This window comes from Candidatus Tisiphia endosymbiont of Nemotelus uliginosus (genome assembly GCF_964264755.1).
Classification (GTDB): domain Bacteria; phylum Pseudomonadota; class Alphaproteobacteria; order Rickettsiales; family Rickettsiaceae; genus Tisiphia.
Genome location: NZ_OZ183481.1, coordinates 87702 through 104117 on the forward strand (window position 1 = coordinate 87702; position 16416 = coordinate 104117).

Annotated in this window: 17 protein-coding genes, 1 other RNA gene and 1 pseudogene; 3 read left to right on the plus strand and 16 right to left on the minus strand. The window is 32.4% G+C overall.

Annotation, left to right across the window (positions count from 1 at the left end):
• Positions 1-30: 30 nt before the first annotated feature.
• The 16 genes and pseudogenes from ACFELW_RS00450 to ACFELW_RS00525 form a co-directional block, all read right to left on the minus strand.
• Positions 31-213: pseudogene (locus ACFELW_RS00450) on the minus strand (hypothetical protein); the annotation flags it as partial.
• Between the two features lie 201 nt (positions 214-414).
• Entirely contained in the window at positions 415-1356 is a 942-nt protein-coding gene (locus tag ACFELW_RS00455; RefSeq protein WP_341759582.1) for a DNA-methyltransferase, read from the minus strand.
• Between the two features lie 61 nt (positions 1357-1417).
• Positions 1418-2809, minus strand: a complete 1392-nt coding sequence (locus ACFELW_RS00460; RefSeq protein WP_375330107.1) for a Ppx/GppA family phosphatase — start codon at positions 2807-2809, stop codon at positions 1418-1420.
• Between the two features lie 30 nt (positions 2810-2839).
• Entirely contained in the window at positions 2840-4609 is a 1770-nt protein-coding gene (locus tag ACFELW_RS00465; protein ID WP_375330108.1) for a type IV secretory system conjugative DNA transfer family protein, read from the minus strand.
• 2 nt (positions 4610-4611) lie between these two features.
• Entirely contained in the window at positions 4612-5604 is a 993-nt protein-coding gene (virB11, locus tag ACFELW_RS00470) for a P-type DNA transfer ATPase VirB11 (RefSeq protein ID WP_341759584.1), read from the minus strand.
• Complete coding sequence (locus tag ACFELW_RS00475; protein WP_375330109.1) at positions 5601-7052, minus strand: TrbI/VirB10 family protein; 1452 nt, start codon at positions 7050-7052, stop codon at positions 5601-5603. The genes virB11 and ACFELW_RS00475 overlap by 4 nt, the downstream gene beginning before the upstream one ends.
• Positions 7053-7114: 62 nt before the next feature.
• Positions 7115-7567: a TrbG/VirB9 family P-type conjugative transfer protein gene (locus tag ACFELW_RS00480; protein WP_341759586.1), complete on the minus strand. Its 453-nt coding sequence runs from the start codon at positions 7565-7567 to the stop codon at positions 7115-7117.
• The gene (locus tag ACFELW_RS00485; RefSeq protein WP_375330110.1) at positions 7554-8294 is read right to left on the minus strand and encodes a virB8 family protein; all 741 of its coding nucleotides are present in this window, start codon (positions 8292-8294) and stop codon (positions 7554-7556) included. Before ACFELW_RS00485 ends, ACFELW_RS00480 begins: the two co-directional genes overlap by 14 nt.
• 232 nt (positions 8295-8526) lie before the next feature.
• Positions 8527-8976: an outer membrane lipid asymmetry maintenance protein MlaD gene (gene mlaD, locus ACFELW_RS00490; RefSeq protein WP_341759588.1), complete on the minus strand. Its 450-nt coding sequence runs from the start codon at positions 8974-8976 to the stop codon at positions 8527-8529.
• Positions 8976-9317, minus strand: coding sequence for an NADH-ubiquinone oxidoreductase subunit NDUFA12 family protein (locus tag ACFELW_RS00495; protein WP_341759589.1), 342 nt, complete (start codon positions 9315-9317; stop codon positions 8976-8978). The genes mlaD and ACFELW_RS00495 overlap by 1 nt, the downstream gene beginning before the upstream one ends.
• Complete coding sequence (rnhA, locus tag ACFELW_RS00500) at positions 9305-9808, minus strand: ribonuclease HI (protein WP_375330111.1); 504 nt, start codon at positions 9806-9808, stop codon at positions 9305-9307. The genes ACFELW_RS00495 and rnhA overlap by 13 nt, the downstream gene beginning before the upstream one ends.
• Before the next feature lie 50 nt (positions 9809-9858).
• The gene (locus ACFELW_RS00505) at positions 9859-10341 is read right to left on the minus strand and encodes a ClpXP protease specificity-enhancing factor SspB (protein WP_375330112.1); all 483 of its coding nucleotides are present in this window, start codon (positions 10339-10341) and stop codon (positions 9859-9861) included.
• A 117-nt stretch (positions 10342-10458) separates the two neighbouring features.
• Positions 10459-10802, minus strand: a transfer-messenger RNA (tmRNA) gene (gene ssrA, locus ACFELW_RS00510).
• Positions 10803-10965: 163 nt separating this feature from the next.
• Positions 10966-11760, minus strand: coding sequence for a GNAT family N-acetyltransferase (locus ACFELW_RS00515; RefSeq protein WP_375330113.1), 795 nt, complete (start codon positions 11758-11760; stop codon positions 10966-10968).
• A gap of 37 nt (positions 11761-11797) precedes the next feature.
• Entirely contained in the window at positions 11798-12508 is a 711-nt protein-coding gene (locus ACFELW_RS00520; RefSeq protein ID WP_375330114.1) for a class II aldolase/adducin family protein, read from the minus strand.
• A gap of 14 nt (positions 12509-12522) precedes the next feature.
• Complete coding sequence (locus tag ACFELW_RS00525; RefSeq protein ID WP_375330115.1) at positions 12523-13692, minus strand: mechanosensitive ion channel family protein; 1170 nt, start codon at positions 13690-13692, stop codon at positions 12523-12525.
• 289 nt (positions 13693-13981) lie between these two features.
• Here ACFELW_RS00525 and lgt point away from each other — a divergent pair, with 289 nt between their 5' ends.
• From lgt to ACFELW_RS00540, 3 genes are all read left to right on the plus strand, one after another.
• Entirely contained in the window at positions 13982-14773 is a 792-nt protein-coding gene (gene lgt, locus ACFELW_RS00530) for a prolipoprotein diacylglyceryl transferase (RefSeq protein WP_375330116.1), read from the plus strand.
• The gene (locus tag ACFELW_RS00535) at positions 14752-15831 is read left to right on the plus strand and encodes a class I SAM-dependent methyltransferase (RefSeq protein WP_375330117.1); all 1080 of its coding nucleotides are present in this window, start codon (positions 14752-14754) and stop codon (positions 15829-15831) included. The genes lgt and ACFELW_RS00535 overlap by 22 nt, the downstream gene beginning before the upstream one ends.
• A gap of 87 nt (positions 15832-15918) precedes the next feature.
• The gene (locus tag ACFELW_RS00540; protein ID WP_375329860.1) at positions 15919-16404 is read left to right on the plus strand and encodes a helix-turn-helix domain-containing protein; all 486 of its coding nucleotides are present in this window, start codon (positions 15919-15921) and stop codon (positions 16402-16404) included.
• Positions 16405-16416 lie beyond the last annotated feature (12 nt).

Here is a 16416-nt window from a genome sequence, read left to right on the forward strand (position 1 = left end):
AGCAATCCAAATTTATAGTAATTTTGGTGATTATATATTTACTTCCCCTATATCAACCAGAATTACATAGACAGGCACAGAAGGAAAATGTCTTTTTAATTGCTCAATATCGTAAACAAATTGTTCTCCATAAGAGACACCTATTGACATTTGTTGTTGTAAACTATGACATGGTACTATTTCTAGCCCTACATCAGCCTTATCTTCATTAAAAAAATATGAGAAAAAGCATTATTTAATTCTTTTGGCGAATAAAGCATTTTTCCTTTGCTTGTTTTCTCTTGGCTGACCTTATTTTTCTTTATGTCATTTATCGCTTTTATTGATTCATGAACTTCTTGAAAAATTTTAGGATAATCAACTTGTAAAATTTATCTTCCCCCAAGATGAGAATATTCATAAACTATTTTCATATTATACTGTTTCAGGTTCATAGACGGGTTTATTCATTTCTCTAACCCTAATAATTCCGTTTAATGTTTCTTTAATTCTTTTTCTTGAAATATTTACATATTTTTTATCTATTTCTGCACCTATACATTTTCTGGAATTTTTTAGACTTGCAACAAAAGAACTACCAGAACCAACAAAAGGATCTAAAACAATATCATTTTTTTTGGTCATTGATAAAATCAACCTTTCAACTAAACCGACAGGAAATTGACACGGGTGTTCCGTTTTTTCTATATGATTACTTTTTACATTTGGAATATCCCAAACATCTGATGGGTTTTTGCCTTTTGGATTGCAAGACAATTCCCCTTTTTTGTTGCCCTTAAAATATTTTTTATTAGGATATTTTTGAGGTATCCTAACAGCATCTAAGTCAAAGTAATAATTGTCAGTTTTACTAAACCACATAATAGTTTCGTGTCTTCCAGAGAATCTTTTTGAAGCATGTAATCCATGTCCAAAATGCCAAATAACCCTATTTCTCATTTTCATTTTTAATTCTGAAAATATAGGATATAATAAAATATCTAAAGGTATTACCTCTCCATTTTCTACATAATTACCGACCTGCCAACAAATATGTCCATCATCTTTTAGCACTCTATAACACTCATTGATGACTTCTTTTTGCCAATTATAATATTTATTAATATCTAATTTTTTTTCGTATTCCTTACCTATGTTATATGGCGGTGATGTTATTATTAAATTTATACTGTTATCTGAAATCTGTTTTAATAATTTCATACAATCACCTTCAAATAGAATTGCTTGATTATTTAAATCAAAACTATTTTTTAAGATATTATGTTCTTGTTTTTGACAAGGCAATTTATTCACAAATTCACTAAAACTATAATTCTTTTCCTGTATTTCAGGTACTCTAATTGCTTCTTGTGCCATATTCTAGAAAGTTAAAGTTTTTTATAAGTTATATTTAGTATTAGATAAGTTACTTAGAAATTCAACAAATATTCTTTCGTGCTAAACCTATAGCTTTCAAACGTTCACACAGTTTTGCAAAAACTTGTTTTGGTAAAATATTTAGTGTAGAAATTTCAATATATTTATCATCTTTTAATTCAAAAGAAAAAGATGGTGACTGAAATCTTGGTCCATCAACCTCTCTAGCAATTTTTATAAAATTACCTATTATATAACTGTTACAATAATCATACTGAGAAATCATTCTTTTTGCCAGCCTATTAATATATGTATCACTTTTGGATGCATAGCTAAGTGCAAGAGCGTTACTCAGCATTAACCGTTGACGATGACTAAAAGGAATATCTGAAGCTAGAATAAATTCAACAATAAAATTAGAACGCAGTGTTCTATCAATATTCTTATTATATTGTGCAAGCATTACGACCAAAGCAATTATACTAATTGTTGTGGTATCTGGTTGAATTAAGATAGGTTTAATAACTTCTGTATAATTTTTGATATTGCAAGTAGCCTCGTCAAAATTTACTAATGTCTTGATTCGTTCATAAATAATATCTTTTTGCTGTTCTTCTTCAGGAAGGCAATCAAATCTAACACCTTCTTTTAAACCATAATTTGAAATTATTACCTTTTCTGGTGAAAAGACATTTAACATAGATTGTGCCACTAAAATTGCATTACCATGAATTTTTGACTTGTATTGCTTTTTCTCACTGATAGAATTAGCCAATCTTTCAAGATACAGCTCAAATTCCTTACTGTTTATTTCAAGGTTATGTAAGTTTTTAAGAGGGTAATGAGCAAACTCCATATAAGAACGCCCCATTAATCTTAAAGCTCCTCCTATTAAGTATAAGTTTTGGCAATGTAATTCTTCAAATTCTTTCTTGATCATTTGACTAATTATATCAATATCATCAAAGTGATTATTAGCGATTATACCAGTACCTAAAGGTAAAGACTTTAAGATACCAACCTTTCTGTCTTTAATTTGAACAAGCTCAAGACTACCACCACCTAAGTCTGCTACTATACCACAGGCATCATTAATACCAGAAATTAATCCGGTAGCTGTAAGATAAGCCTCGCGGTCACCAGAAATAATTTCAATATCAATATTAAATTTTCCCTTAACTATCTCCCTAAACTCTTCCGCTCTTGGATGTCCTCTAAGTACAGCAGTAGCAACGCATTTAACATCTGTTACTGATAACCTATCAAAAATATGTACCAAATATTGTAACGACAAATATGCTTGATGCTTTATGTCTATGTTATCTAGATTAAGTAAATTAATAATATCACTTTTAAATTTATCATTAAAAATTTCTGGAGCTCCAAGCCTATCACATTCATAAACTACAGCTCTCACGGCATTATAACCAATATCAATAATAGCTGAACGCATAGAGATTTATCTTACTTCTTACTTACAAAATTAATCTTCTTTAGTGGTAGAATCTGTATTTTCTTGATCCTCATCTACATTATTTTTATTTGGATCATAAGGTTTTTGAGTTGGAACAAATGTAGGGGGTAATAATCTATTTGTAAAGAACTTATCTTCATAATACTTAATTTTTAAAGATTTTATAGGCGGGAAAGATTCAATTAAAACGATTTGTTCATCTTTTGGCAGTTGAATTACTTCTTGAGGTAAAAGCAGAGCTCTTGAAACTTGTGATACATTCTGCGTTCTTGTTGAAATATTAAGATCAAAAAATATTGGTTTACTATAAGATCGTTGTTCAACTGTTTTATTACCAACTAGCTGAGATATTAAGTTAGCTGTTTCATAGTTATTAGCTGCAAAAGTAATACGATATGTAGAATTTGACAGAAATGAATTCATGCCAGCATCCTCATAAGTTCCTTTGAGCTGTTGAGTATCTTGGATAATCAAGAATAGGCGAACTCTATATCCCCTGAAGAATGCGATACCAGCCTTAAATGTTTCCATTTTTCCTAAAGTAGGGAATTCATCAAGTAAGAACATCACCCCATAAGGATCTTCTTTTAGATCAGGCATTTTACGACTTAAAAATTCTGTAGCTTGCTGGTAAAAAACCTGCATCAGTTTTTGTAAACGTTGTATGTTATCAGGGGTTAAACCAACATACACTGTTGTCTTAATCTTCTTAAACTCAAGTATATTAAAGTCAGATGAGGCGGTAGCAGCATCAATAAGGGGATTTGCCCATAATTCTAAAGAGGAGTTCATTGTTGAAATAACACCCGAACGTTCTTTATCTGCTTTTTGTAGAAATGCTGCTATATTCATATAGGCAACAGGATGTATTACCTTGCCTAAAGTATCTAGAACTACTGCCAAATTATACACTACGTCATCGCTACGCATTGTTCTCACCACTTCGCCAAAAGATTTAGTTTTTGTCGGATCAGCAATTAAGTATAGTACCACACCAAGAAATAAACTGCGTGCTTCATTATTCCAAAAATCTTTTTCAGGCATAATCAGATTTGAGATTTTTTGGACGTCATCCACCATTTGACCTGGTTTGGTACTTACCCAATCTATCGGATTGTAGCAATGAGTTATCCCATCAGGATTTGATGGTTCCCAAACAAATACACGTTGCCCTTGTTTTTGCCGCCACCCACTTGTAATACCATGATTCTCTAGCTTAATATCATGCACTATCATAGAATGTTCCCAAAATAATAAATTGGGAATTACAAATCCTACACCTTTACCTGAACCGGTTGGGGCGAAAAGTAAAGCATGTTGAAACCCATCAGCAACAAAATACCCACCACTATTAGTACCAAGTAACATACCATGTTTTGCACGTAAATTAGCTCTACTTATATCATCTTCAGTAGCCCAACTAGCATCACCATAAACTTTCTCTGGCTGAGTAAAAAATTGTAAACTTTTTATTCTTTTAAAATTTTTCCAATAGAATATGATAACTATAATTGTTGGCATAGTCAGAGCTAATATTAACTTAATTTTTAAGTAATTATATGCTTGGAGAGTTAATTGTGACCACACACTAACTAGCCAATAAGACCACTTATAAGCTATGTCTATGGCTACTAAGTCAATATTTAGGGCTCTAGTTTCGTTAGTAATAAATGCAACTATCGCTCCACTTACCCATATCGTACAAAATATTACCAATGGGTGTATTATAGCATGCCCTAAAATGTTACGAGTAAGTTTTTGTATTTTATGCCATTCCATCGTTAGCCTTGCCTATTCTTACTATAGTATATTTCTGAGACATATCTTTTACCGCCACTACCTCGCTTTAATTGTACCACAATATCGACGACCGCTAATATATATTTTTTTACCTCATCCGGTGGCATACCTAAACTAGCTTGCATAACCATTAACTTAAGTTGTTCTATAGCCATGGCTGGTGTATCAGCATGTAAAGTAGATATAGAACCAGGATGCCCTGTATTAATGGCTCGTAAAAAACTAAATGCCTCAGCTCCCCTAAGTTCACCAACAATAATTCTATCAGGTCTTAGACGTAAACACGCCTCAATCAAATCCTGAGTAGTAACTTTTGCACGACCTTGCCCCCCTTTTGAAGCTAGGAGATGTAATTTATTAGGATGGCTTGTTAGAATTACCTCTCGTGCATCTTCCACAGTAATTAATCGCTCACTACTTGGAATTTCTGCTAAGGCAGCGTTAGTAAAGGTTGTTTTACCAGTTGATGTTCCACCACTAATAATAATATTTTTCTTAGAAATTACCGCATGCCGAATAAATTCTTTAATTTTATTTTCTTTCAGATAGTTGTTTAATACTTCTTCATTCTCGTCAATCAATTCCCCTGTAGATGTTGAATCAAAAGCTCCCATCTTGTCATATTGATCTAGCGTAAGACTCATTGCACTACCTTTCCTGATAGCATAGCCAACATAACCCGGTTCACAAGCAGGAGGAAATACTACTTGGATACGGTAACCATTGGGTAATGAGGCGGAAAGTAAAGGTCTTTCTTCGGAAATTATCTGATCAGTTGACTGAGCTACCAACCTACCAAGTGATATAAGATGTTCAAAATCAAGCTCAGGTACCAATTTACAAAATTGATCTCCTTTCTTTTCAATCCATACTTCTCCTGGTTTGTTTACCATGATCTCATTAATACCATCTTCTGCGAATAATTCTTTAAATGGTAATAGAAAAGTCTCTAATGCCGCAAAATTATCACTCATTTTATTAATCTTGATTTTCTTAGTACAGCTTGAGGAAATTTATAATCTTTATTAACATAAATTTTTATTAACGTACCTTGATCTATGGTAATAGTTGGTTTAAATGCCTGTTGCTTCATCATATCTTTCACAGTATTGCTAACATCAGTAAATGCTTGTTTTGAAGCTGCTTGTGCCTGAGTTGGAGTGCTAGCATTTGTTGTACTAGATAACAAACTAGCTGCTGCACTAGTTACTGCACTCATTAATGCTATAAGTCTTTGACCAGGTTGCGAACCAGTTGGATTACGAGCAGTATTACAAGCCTGCATCATTGAAATATATGCCGTTGAGCTTTTATCAGTAATGGCACTCATCACATTAGTACATATCTGTGCAATTTTAACATCCTCAGTACCAGAACTATTATTAATACTTTGTGCCAAATTCTGTATATTAACAGCGATAGCAGTATTAGCAGCAGTAGCTTGTGCATTAACTGGCGGAGCTACCACCTTGTCAAGAGCATTGGCAAGTACAATATTAAATGCTGATGATAATACAGCATTGGTTAACCGCTCTTTAAATTTATTATCTACTCTTCCTTGTTCGCCTGGTCTTCCAAGATTATCAACAGCCAAAGCATCTAAATTAATGGTATAACCGCTTGATAGATCAATACGATTCCATATTATGGAAATTCGACCATACGCTCCATCAGTACCAGTTGCATAAACACCAAAAATCTTTGACCCTTTAGGAATTAAAATAATCTTCTCCTTTTCAGAGAATACATCTCTGCTAATTATTGCTCTTATCTCTCCACCAAAATCAGTATTAATAGCACTCTCTAATACCGCTTCCATTATCTTACCACGAGCCAGAACAAATGCCATATCCCCACGATCTTGGAAATTTGCTTCTTCGGCAATTTGATCCGGTGTTTTTTTCTCTGGAACTCCTGCAATTAATACTATAGCAGATTTTCTCTTTGCTTCACGACGGTTCTTTTCCTCCTCACTTTCAGTTAATTTCCCAGGAAGAGCTGTTGGCGTAACGGAAGGAAGAGTAGCTTTGTCAGCACTATTATTCTCTCCAGTAGGTAAAGCAACTTGAGGGAGAATAGGTTGTGGAGGAGGAGGTGGTGGTGGTGGTGGTGGTGGACGCTCCGCAGGGGCTTCAAGCTTAGGGGCTTCTGGTAATTTTGGAATTTCTGGTATATTTTTAGAGTTATCTTGTGTCGGTTTAGTAATATCAGTAGGTGCTGACGGAGCTACTACCACCTCAGATTGTTTATTATCACTAAGAAAAAGTTTAAAAAAAATAAATATAAAAACAGCAGAAATGGCAAGCAAAATCACAATACTTTGCTTAGGATTAGTTGCAACTTTTGACAGTTCATTTTGAACTTCTGGTATGTCTTGTTCCTCTGTACCAGATTGAAAAGTAGTATTATCTTGTTCTGCCATGTTAAATTAATATCAATTTATAAAAAAATCGTCTAAAATGTAGATTAGAGCTAACAATAAATTTATTGTGTAGTACTAAAGGTTTTCTTAGGATAATAAAACCTAACTACATACACCAAATCCTTTTCACGTCCTTCTTCCAATTCTTTAGATACAACATCGAATTGGTAAGTTCTTTTATTCGTTATTATAGTCATATTTGTTCTAATGTTTTTTTCCAACGGCTTAATGAACAATCTGTTTGCCAACGGAGTCATTTTCCAAGCATATGACTCTCCTAGAACAATATTTTGTATTTCCTCATTTTTGGCAAATTCTATACTTGACTGAAACCCAAAATGTAGAACTAATAAATAAACCTCATTAGGATTATGTATATAAGTTTTAATTCTGTTATCAGTAGTTATGGCTAGATCATCTAAATCATTATCTATATGCATATTACCTGTATAAGCATTGACAATAACCGAATGCAATAATATTATTATTGAAAAAAGAAGTCTAGCTATTATCATCATCTACCCTGTACTCATTAATTTGAAATCCTACTGGATTAATATCTCGGTCTGCATCTGTTAATTCCATTGGAATATAGGCGAAACTTACTACAGCTATTTTATTAGAAACCTTTTTACTACCTGCTGTTTCATTAATAGAGAACCTAACCATATATTTATTTTTATTTTCTTGTAAATTTTCTTGTAATTTTGACCAAGATTTAATTAATAGAAAAGTTGTATTGTTTTGACCATACATTAAAACTGGATCTATATCTTTATTTTTTATGTAGCCGAGATAGTTATAATATACTGAACTCGAAGATAATAATCTAATGCTTTTCCGGGCTTCAGTATCAAAATCAACAGGATTATAGGTTTCTCTAGCTATTAGGTATTTTTTAATAAAATATCTTGAAAGAGCATCATTGCCACTTAATATCTCCGAAGATATTGGATTAACAATCGTTGCCATACCTGTACTATTATCAATTTGGATAACAAAAGGGCTAAATTCTCTTGAATTTATTACTATAGTTACCGCTGCTATAGATGCCATTACTAAAAGTATCAGTAATATAGATATTACCAACAAGATATTACGCTGTACAATGATTTTATCAGATCTTTCTTCGTACCAATTCCTAGTAATTTTAACAGAGTTACCAGACTGAACATTTTTGGGTTCTATCGTGGGATTAGTAGGTGATTTTAGTATATTTAATACATTCGCTAATTTAAACATTGTGATTATAACTTATTTCATTTTGTAATATAGCCTGAATTCGATATAACAAGTTATGGCAAAATCTGTTATATCTATAAATATAACAGATTTTTTTGCTCCACTAATAGCTGTTTTCATTATTTTTGCGATATTACTTATTTTTTATTCCCTAACTAGTTAATATAATAATCCTTGTCACTACAATTATACACTAATTTGCAATGTACACTAATAGGATTTTTAATATTATTTATTTTTTACCAAAGGAATAAATTAATTTACCTATCAAGGATTCAATATTAACCGCCGACTGAGTGTATTTTATCTGCTCACCTATCGCCAAATTCTCTTCAGATGAACCTGGAGTTACGGATATATATCTACTACCAAGTATTCCACCTGTAACTATTGCTATACTAGTGTCTTTAGGTAACTTTATATCGTTATTGATGCAAATAGTTAATAAGGCAAAAAAACTAGTCTTATCTAAAGTTATATCAATTACTGATCCGATTTTTACACCAGCTAACATCACATCACTTCCCCTGACTATCCCTTCAGCATTTTGAAAATTTGCTTTAAGCATATACCCAGATTCAACTCTTGATGAGTTGCCAATTTTATAAGCAAAAATAAAAAAACCTATAGCAACTAATATTACTATAAAGCCAACTAAAGTCTCTATAACATTCTGTTTCATTATTTTGATTCACCTAAAGGTTGCCACCTACTATATTCGGCTTTGGTTGTCTTATTTTTTACTATCTTATGAGACAAGCTAGTACCAGTGATATTAGGAAGATAATCTTGTTGCCAGTCGAATTTATCATTATTGATTGGCACTTCATTGATCATATAGTGCAGCCAAGCATGCCACATAGGGGGAACTTTTGATGCTTCTACTTTACCTTTATAAACCACCTGTCTTCTAGCTTGACCTAAATAATCAAGCTTTTTACTTTCATAATATTTGTTACCAAATTGATCTTTCCCAATTTCCTTAGAGAAAATAGATATAAAAAAATTATCTATGAATGACATTTGAGCATTTTTATAGCAGTTTCTTTTCCCTTAACAGCCAGACTATCGGCTATCTGATTTCCCTTATTATTACCATGACCTTTAACCCAATTCCAGATAATAGAGTGTTTACCTAGTTCGTCGTACAATTTTTTCCATAAATCAACATTCTTGATAGGATCATTGTTGTTTTTATGCCAGTTATTTTTTATCCAGCTGTTAATCCACTGAGTTATTCCAAGCTGTAAATACTTACTATCTGTATAAAGTTCTACACAGCATGATTTTTTAAGAACTTTTAACACTTCAATTGCTGCTGTCATTTCCATGCGATTATTAGTAGTGTGTAGCTCATGACCAAATATCTCCTTACAAACTCCATTAAATTGTAACAACGCCCCCCAGCCGCCTGGTCCAGGATTACCTGAGCAAGCTCCATCAGTATATATGATAACTTTAGGTAAACTCAAATGATTCTGTGAATCTGTTCCATAAAACGACGTGGTACTCATGTGATCACCTCTTATTTTAAGCTCCAATTCTTCAAATCATTTGAGTATATCTATAATGGTTTACGGGGTTTCCGAAACTTATCCAAAACTATTATATTATCTGCTGAATTAGATTTACTGCTAGAATCAACACTCCCCTTGATTGTTTCTCTTTGTTTTTCGTCCGATAATTGATTAGATTTGATTGCTTCTGGCTTAAATTTTAGGCTATAACCACTATTAGGATCAACAAAACTGATCAGAGAATCAAATGGTACATTAATCGTTTCTTTGATACCATCAAAACTAACTGTTATGGAAAAGCCATTGATTCCTACAGTTAAATCTTCAAATTGATATTGCATTACTATAGTTATTTCTTTTGGATAGCGTGCTTTTATCCTAGAAGATAAGACCACGGCAGGATTGTCAGTTCTATAAGAAATATACAAGATTTGATCCATCTGCAACTTATCCGCACGAACTCTTGTAAGAATCTTTTTTACAAATTCCAACATACATTCATTAAGAAATTGTTGATATGAGTTGTTCATAGTTATAAAATAAATAAAGAAAATAACACTTTGGAGGCTACCTGCAATAACTAATTAATTCTATAATCTTCTGTTCTGCACTTATAAACTAACGGTCAATCCAACATAATTACTATTAGTGGGGCTTTTTCTGTTGCCCGGTTAAGCCCCCAACCGCGTAGGATTAAGCAGCTAGTGCTTGATTTCCTACGAAACGTTCATTATCATTTGCGTTTCTTTTTTTTAACCCAAAGACACAAGGTCCGGCGGAATTATACCGAGTAAAGATAATTTTTTTATTAAGCACGTCGATCCTATTTCGCCCCCATAAAGTTTCGCTTACAAAATATACTACAACTTATTTGGTGGAAGCGCCGGGTACCGCCCCCGGGTCCGCAACCTCTATTCTAAATTATGTTTATTACTATAGCTACAAAAATAGCAATTTTATATTACATCAATCATAATGAGATGTAAAGGCTAATTTTAACACAGGGCTACCTCATATAAAAACAGTAAATATTGTAAGCGTTCACGGTTTTTTTGCTATTTTCTTATGATGAATAAAAAATCTGAGTTGCCAAACATCTATTAGCAAAGAGCGGCGATACAGCAACGAAACAATCGCATTACATAAGTTTACTCTCACGGGTAAGAATTATTTTTCAGCCAATTTGCCAAATTAGAGCAAAGAACGTTGCCGCGATCAGGGACAAGTAATGTATAATAACGGTTTATCTCAAAGCCCAGTTTCATAGCTGTATGTAATGAGCTTCTATTATCAACGTTGCAACTCCATTTAGGAGTTATTTTGGTATTGAAACACTGTGTAATTAAATGAGATACAATTTGTCTACCGTATCCTTTACCGCGATAATCAGGATGGGTGATAACACCTATTTCAGCGTAATCGCCACCAATACTAGCGTAAACTTCACTCACAACTTGCAAACCAAGACATAACGCATATCCAGTACCATGCATTAAAAAATTTTTATCTGAACCATATAGCTGAGATTGCTCTTTGTACCGAAAGCATTTTTTAAAGATATCCAACGTCTTAATTGGTTCAATATCTACATGTTGTTTTGGCACTCCAGTATCTTTTAGATTTTTGAGTGAAAGTTCAGTGCGTAAGTGAAAATTCCACCCAAGCCGTAAAAACAAAGGATGATATTTGGGGTGGCAGTAAACCATTGGAAACTTTAAATTACCAACAAGGGAAATCGTATCCTTAATCGCCTCATCTGTTAATAACCCTACAATAAAGACAAATGGATCGGGGCAATTTTCCATAATTAATATAGCTCCACCTGATAACTCAAATATTTTTCCAGATTGGTTTTTCTCTATAATTTCCCAAAGTACACCTTGATTTGGAAATTCTTTTAACTCTGATGTTAAGTTAAGATTGTTGATATTCTTAATTTCTTGAATCATTTTTGACCAATATTAAATATTCTATACCATAAACCTGTTAAAAATTTTTCCTAGCCGTCTTGAGCAAATTAAGCCAAGCTATCCAGTCACGTTTGCCTAAATCTTCCTCAAATGACAATAAATCTTGCACTGATTTCTTGCAAGTTTCTGGAGATGGTATGATTAACTCCTGATTTGTTGAACATGCTAAACATTGGGTTTTACATGCTTGCTCTAAATGATAAGTATAAAACATCGCTTCATGTATTGTCCTGCCACAGGCTAATATTCCGTGATTACGTAGAAACATAACATAATTCTGCCCAAGATCGTCTAGTATTTTACTAGTTTGATTGGAGGTCAGTATAAGAGAGTTATACTCATGATAAGATAGTTTTTCATAAAAATGTAGTGCCCACTGACTTATTGGCATCAATCCTACTCGCATAGATGATACAGCAACAATTGCTGGAGTATGCAGATGAAAGATAGATAAAATATCCGACCTTTCTTTGTATATATTACCGTGAGTAACGTAGCCGGTTTTACTATAATTATATTCATTGCCCTTTATAATTGCTCCATCTAAACTAACTTGCAGTAAATTATCGCTAGTTACTTCCTCAAACCTTAACCCAAAAGGATAAATATAGTAATAGTCAGCCCCTTTAGGTCTTGCAGATAGATGTGTATATGTATGATCATCTAAGCCCAAAATTGCAAGAATTTGGTAGGCAGAAGCTAAATTAAATTTGGTCTCTAAAGTCATTATTATATCCAGTTTTAATTACTACTATTTTGAAATATTTTTAATTTGAGTTCAGGTAGCACCGCCATCAAATGATCAAAAATATCTGATTGGATATCTTCAAATAGCCCCTTCCTCGTTTCATGGGTAAAGACACATAACTCTATTGGCAGACCATTAGGGGTTGGAGTCAACTGACGCACCAGAAAGGTGAAATTTTGCTGATAGATCATCGGGTGATTTTTCAAATATTCTTTTATATATAGCCTAAATATCTTGATATTTGTTACATAATCATCTAGCTGTTTCAAATCCACTTTATCCATTACTTCCTTTAGCAAATATGGTGATTTTTTTAACTCTTGTATAAATGCTATAGTCGAAACCGACAAAATACTGTTTATGTCAATACAGATTGCTCCCTGAATCCTTTTTGCCATTGAGTCAGTTATACCACGTGAGTTCACTACATTAGTCGTTAAAAGACTAGATGTCGGTATTGTTGAAATAGTCTGATCATTATTCCTAATTTTAACTAATGTAATAGTAATTTTCTCTACGGTACCTTCAACATTATACTGACTAATACTAACAAAATCACCAATTCGTATTATATCTTGCGAAATTAGTTGTAAGCTTGCTAGCAAAGCCACAACCGTATCCTTAAATAGAAAGGTTAACAACGCTGCTGCTGCTCCCAAGCTAGTAAAAAATGCACTAAGAGAAACATTCAAAATGCTGGAAATAATGATAATGGTAGCAACCGAGATAATAAGTATCTTTAATATTTGAGTGTATAAACTTAAATATGATTGGATGGAAATTGTCAGTCTGCTTCGATAAATATCCGCAAAAGCATCGATAAGAGATAGGATTAGCATTGTAACAAAGCTACCTGTATAGAGTATTATCGCAACATTCTTGATGCTAATCATCCAAGATAAAGTAGGAAATGTCTGTAAGATATTATCCCAAAATATAAGGTATAAAGCTAGTAATGTATGTAATAAATATGTGTATATAGAATATTTTTTAAATATTTTCTGATAATCAGGATGCCACTGATTAATATAGTTTTTGAGCATTGAAAATATTATTGTCTTAATAAAAATAATCAATGGAATGATTGAAACTATCATAATTATTAACATTAAAATTTCTTGATTGCCTTTATGATAAAGATCCAATAAATATTGTACTAGCATATAAACTAACCTTTCTGATGGCTATTACGTTAACGATAAATAACATTAATTTGGGATAAGAATAATTATTTTTCTACCCAATTCATATAGTATACAACAATTATAATGGGCACTAAGTGTTATTATGAATATTTTATAAAAAATATTCACACACTTCTCGTAATGACGTTTTTATGCTGTTGTAATACTTATATAATAAAAATTGTAGGATTGCTATGGGTCTAATGACACCTAACATTTTTTCATACTACTGCTTGCAATCGATAAAGTCTGTGTATATAATAAACGTATGCTCTTTCCAAATATCAATCCTGTTATTTTTTCTATCGGATCATTTACTGTTTATTGGTACTCTGTGGCTTACGTTTTGGGTATAATAGTTGGGTGGTTCTATGCTTATAAAATTATAAAAAAATTCGAAGTTGGGGTTACTGCAACACATTTAGAAAATTTTGTTACTTGGGCTATTCTTGGTATCGTAATAGGTGGAAGATTAGGCTATGCGTTACTATATAATCCGATTCAATATTTTTCTGCTCCTCTTCTCATTTTGAAGACTTATGAAGGTGGTATGTCATTTCATGGTGGGGTGATTGGTTTAATTATGTCTAGTTATTTTTTCTGCTATAAGCATAAAGTTAACTTCTTGCTTATGTGTGATATATTAGCTACGATTTGTCCTATTGGTTTATGTTTAGGTAGAATGGCCAATTTTATTAATGGTGAATTATATGGCAGAGTGACCACAATGCCTTGGGGCATGATTTTTCCAAATAGTGACCTACAACTAAGACATCCTAGCCAACTCTATGAGGCATTTTTTGAAGGAGCTGTATTATTCCTAATTCTAGCTTACGCCACTTTCAAATATAAAACTATAAATATCCATGGTTTGAATTTTGCTATATTTTTAATATTCTATTCGGTATTTCGAATTATTATAGAAATGTTTCGTGAGCCAGATTTTCACATAGGTTTTATTTTTAATAATTTAACTATGGGGCAAATTTTATCATTACCTATGATAATACTAGGAATTTATTTAATAATACGAATTAAATGCCAATCGATTCCAAAATAAGAAAACTTATTGAGCAAAATGGTAGTATTAAGCTTGATGAAATGATGCTCCAAGTAACGTCTGTAGCCCCTTCTTCCTATTACCAAAAACAAGATAAACTAGGTTGCTTAGGAGATTTTACAACAGCTCCAGAAATTTCTCAGCTTTTTGGTGAAATGATAGCTTTATGGACTATTGACCAATGGTATAAAATGGGTTGCCCAAAAAAAACTAATTTAGTCGAATTGGGTCCTGGGCAGGGAGTGTTAATGCGAGATTTGCTAAATGTTGCTAAATTAGTTCCAGAATTTTACCAATCTCTCTCTATAGAATTAATTGATATTAATCCTCATTTTATCAAAAAACAAAAAACAAACCTAAAGTTAACAGGTCTGCCTATCAAACACTATACAACCATACAATATATATCTAAAATTCCTTCTATTATAATAGCTAATGAATTTTTTGATGCTATGCCAATTAAGCAATATATTAAAAGCAAAAATCTTTGGTATGAGCTAACACTTATTATTGACCCAGCTGATGGTAAAATTAAATTCGATAAGATAGAAGTTAATAAGAACTTGCAACATTATCTACTGCAAGAGTACTCAAACGCACATGATGGAGCAGTAATAGAAGAATCACCTAAATCATTAGAAATCATAAAATTTATTAGCAAGCATATAATGAAATTTGGTGGGGCGAGCTTAGTTATCGATTACGGTTATGATATAGAACCAATAAAAAGAACACGTAACCAATACAACCCTACTTTACAAGCGATAAAAAATCATAAATATTACCCACTACTTGAAACTTTAGGAGAAGCCGATTTGTCAGCCCATGTTGACTTTTATGCCTTAAAGACAGTAGGTAGAAATATAGGAATAAATGTGTATGGATCAATAACTCAACGTGATTTCTTAATTAGCAATGGTATATTATTACGAAGTCAAATTTTACAAAGTAAATTACCTATTATAGAGGCAAATATCATAGCAAAACAAGTTGATAGACTAATTGCTCCCAATAAAATGGGACTATTGTTTAAAGTATTGATCTTTGTGCAGAAGTAAGGTATTATACCAATTCCCAAATTTAATTTAGTATAAAGATGAGAAAAATAGGTTATAATGTAAAAGATAGATAAAATTAGGAATGTAATGGGTACTCATCAAAAATTAATAACAGAAGATTTATACAAACAGGCTATAGCTCAACTTGCAAGTACGAACAAAGAGAATAGGATCGCTATTAGGTTAAGAGCTATAGTAGCTGCAAAAGAACATGGTATTGGTATGGTGTCTAAAATATTTGATATCACAACTAATACGCTAAGAAACTGGATAAAAAGCTTTGCCCAAGGCGATGATAAAAATCTTGAATATAAAAAAGGTAGGGGAAGGAAAAGCGATTTAACGGAAAGCTGCTATGAAGCAATAAACAAATGGATACAAGAAGATTGTAACATAACAATAAAAAGTATCGTCATAAAACTTAAAGAAAATTTGGGAATTAATGTAAGTAAATCGGCTGTACACAGGGCATTGCACAATCTTAAGTTTGCGTACATTACTCCAAGACCAGTGCATTACAAACAGAATAAAGAAACTCATGAACAGTTTAAAAAAAAATTCAAGAAAAAATAACAAGCAATCCAA

Coding starts and splice junctions, on each gene's coding strand:
- ACFELW_RS00455 (WP_341759582.1), bottom strand. CDS start 1,356: ATGGCACAAGAAGCAATTAGAGTACCTGAAATACAGGAAAAGAATTAT.
- ACFELW_RS00460 (WP_375330107.1), bottom strand. CDS start 2,809: ATGCGTTCAGCTATTATTGATATTGGTTATAATGCCGTGAGAGCTGTA.
- ACFELW_RS00465 (WP_375330108.1), bottom strand. CDS start 4,609: ATGGAATGGCATAAAATACAAAAACTTACTCGTAACATTTTAGGGCAT.
- virB11 (WP_341759584.1), bottom strand. CDS start 5,604: ATGAGTGATAATTTTGCGGCATTAGAGACTTTTCTATTACCATTTAAA.
- ACFELW_RS00475 (WP_375330109.1), bottom strand. CDS start 7,052: ATGGCAGAACAAGATAATACTACTTTTCAATCTGGTACAGAGGAACAA.
- ACFELW_RS00480 (WP_341759586.1), bottom strand. CDS start 7,567: ATGATAATAGCTAGACTTCTTTTTTCAATAATAATATTATTGCATTCG.
- ACFELW_RS00485 (WP_375330110.1), bottom strand. CDS start 8,294: ATGTTTAAATTAGCGAATGTATTAAATATACTAAAATCACCTACTAAT.
- mlaD (WP_341759588.1), bottom strand. CDS start 8,976: ATGAAACAGAATGTTATAGAGACTTTAGTTGGCTTTATAGTAATATTA.
- ACFELW_RS00495 (WP_341759589.1), bottom strand. CDS start 9,317: ATGTCATTCATAGATAATTTTTTTATATCTATTTTCTCTAAGGAAATT.
- rnhA (WP_375330111.1), bottom strand. CDS start 9,808: ATGAGTACCACGTCGTTTTATGGAACAGATTCACAGAATCATTTGAGT.
- ACFELW_RS00505 (WP_375330112.1), bottom strand. CDS start 10,341: ATGAACAACTCATATCAACAATTTCTTAATGAATGTATGTTGGAATTT.
- ACFELW_RS00515 (WP_375330113.1), bottom strand. CDS start 11,760: ATGATTCAAGAAATTAAGAATATCAACAATCTTAACTTAACATCAGAG.
- ACFELW_RS00520 (WP_375330114.1), bottom strand. CDS start 12,508: ATGACTTTAGAGACCAAATTTAATTTAGCTTCTGCCTACCAAATTCTT.
- ACFELW_RS00525 (WP_375330115.1), bottom strand. CDS start 13,692: ATGCTAGTACAATATTTATTGGATCTTTATCATAAAGGCAATCAAGAA.
- lgt (WP_375330116.1), top strand. CDS start 13,982: ATGCTCTTTCCAAATATCAATCCTGTTATTTTTTCTATCGGATCATTT.
- ACFELW_RS00535 (WP_375330117.1), top strand. CDS start 14,752: ATGCCAATCGATTCCAAAATAAGAAAACTTATTGAGCAAAATGGTAGT.
- ACFELW_RS00540 (WP_375329860.1), top strand. CDS start 15,919: ATGGGTACTCATCAAAAATTAATAACAGAAGATTTATACAAACAGGCT.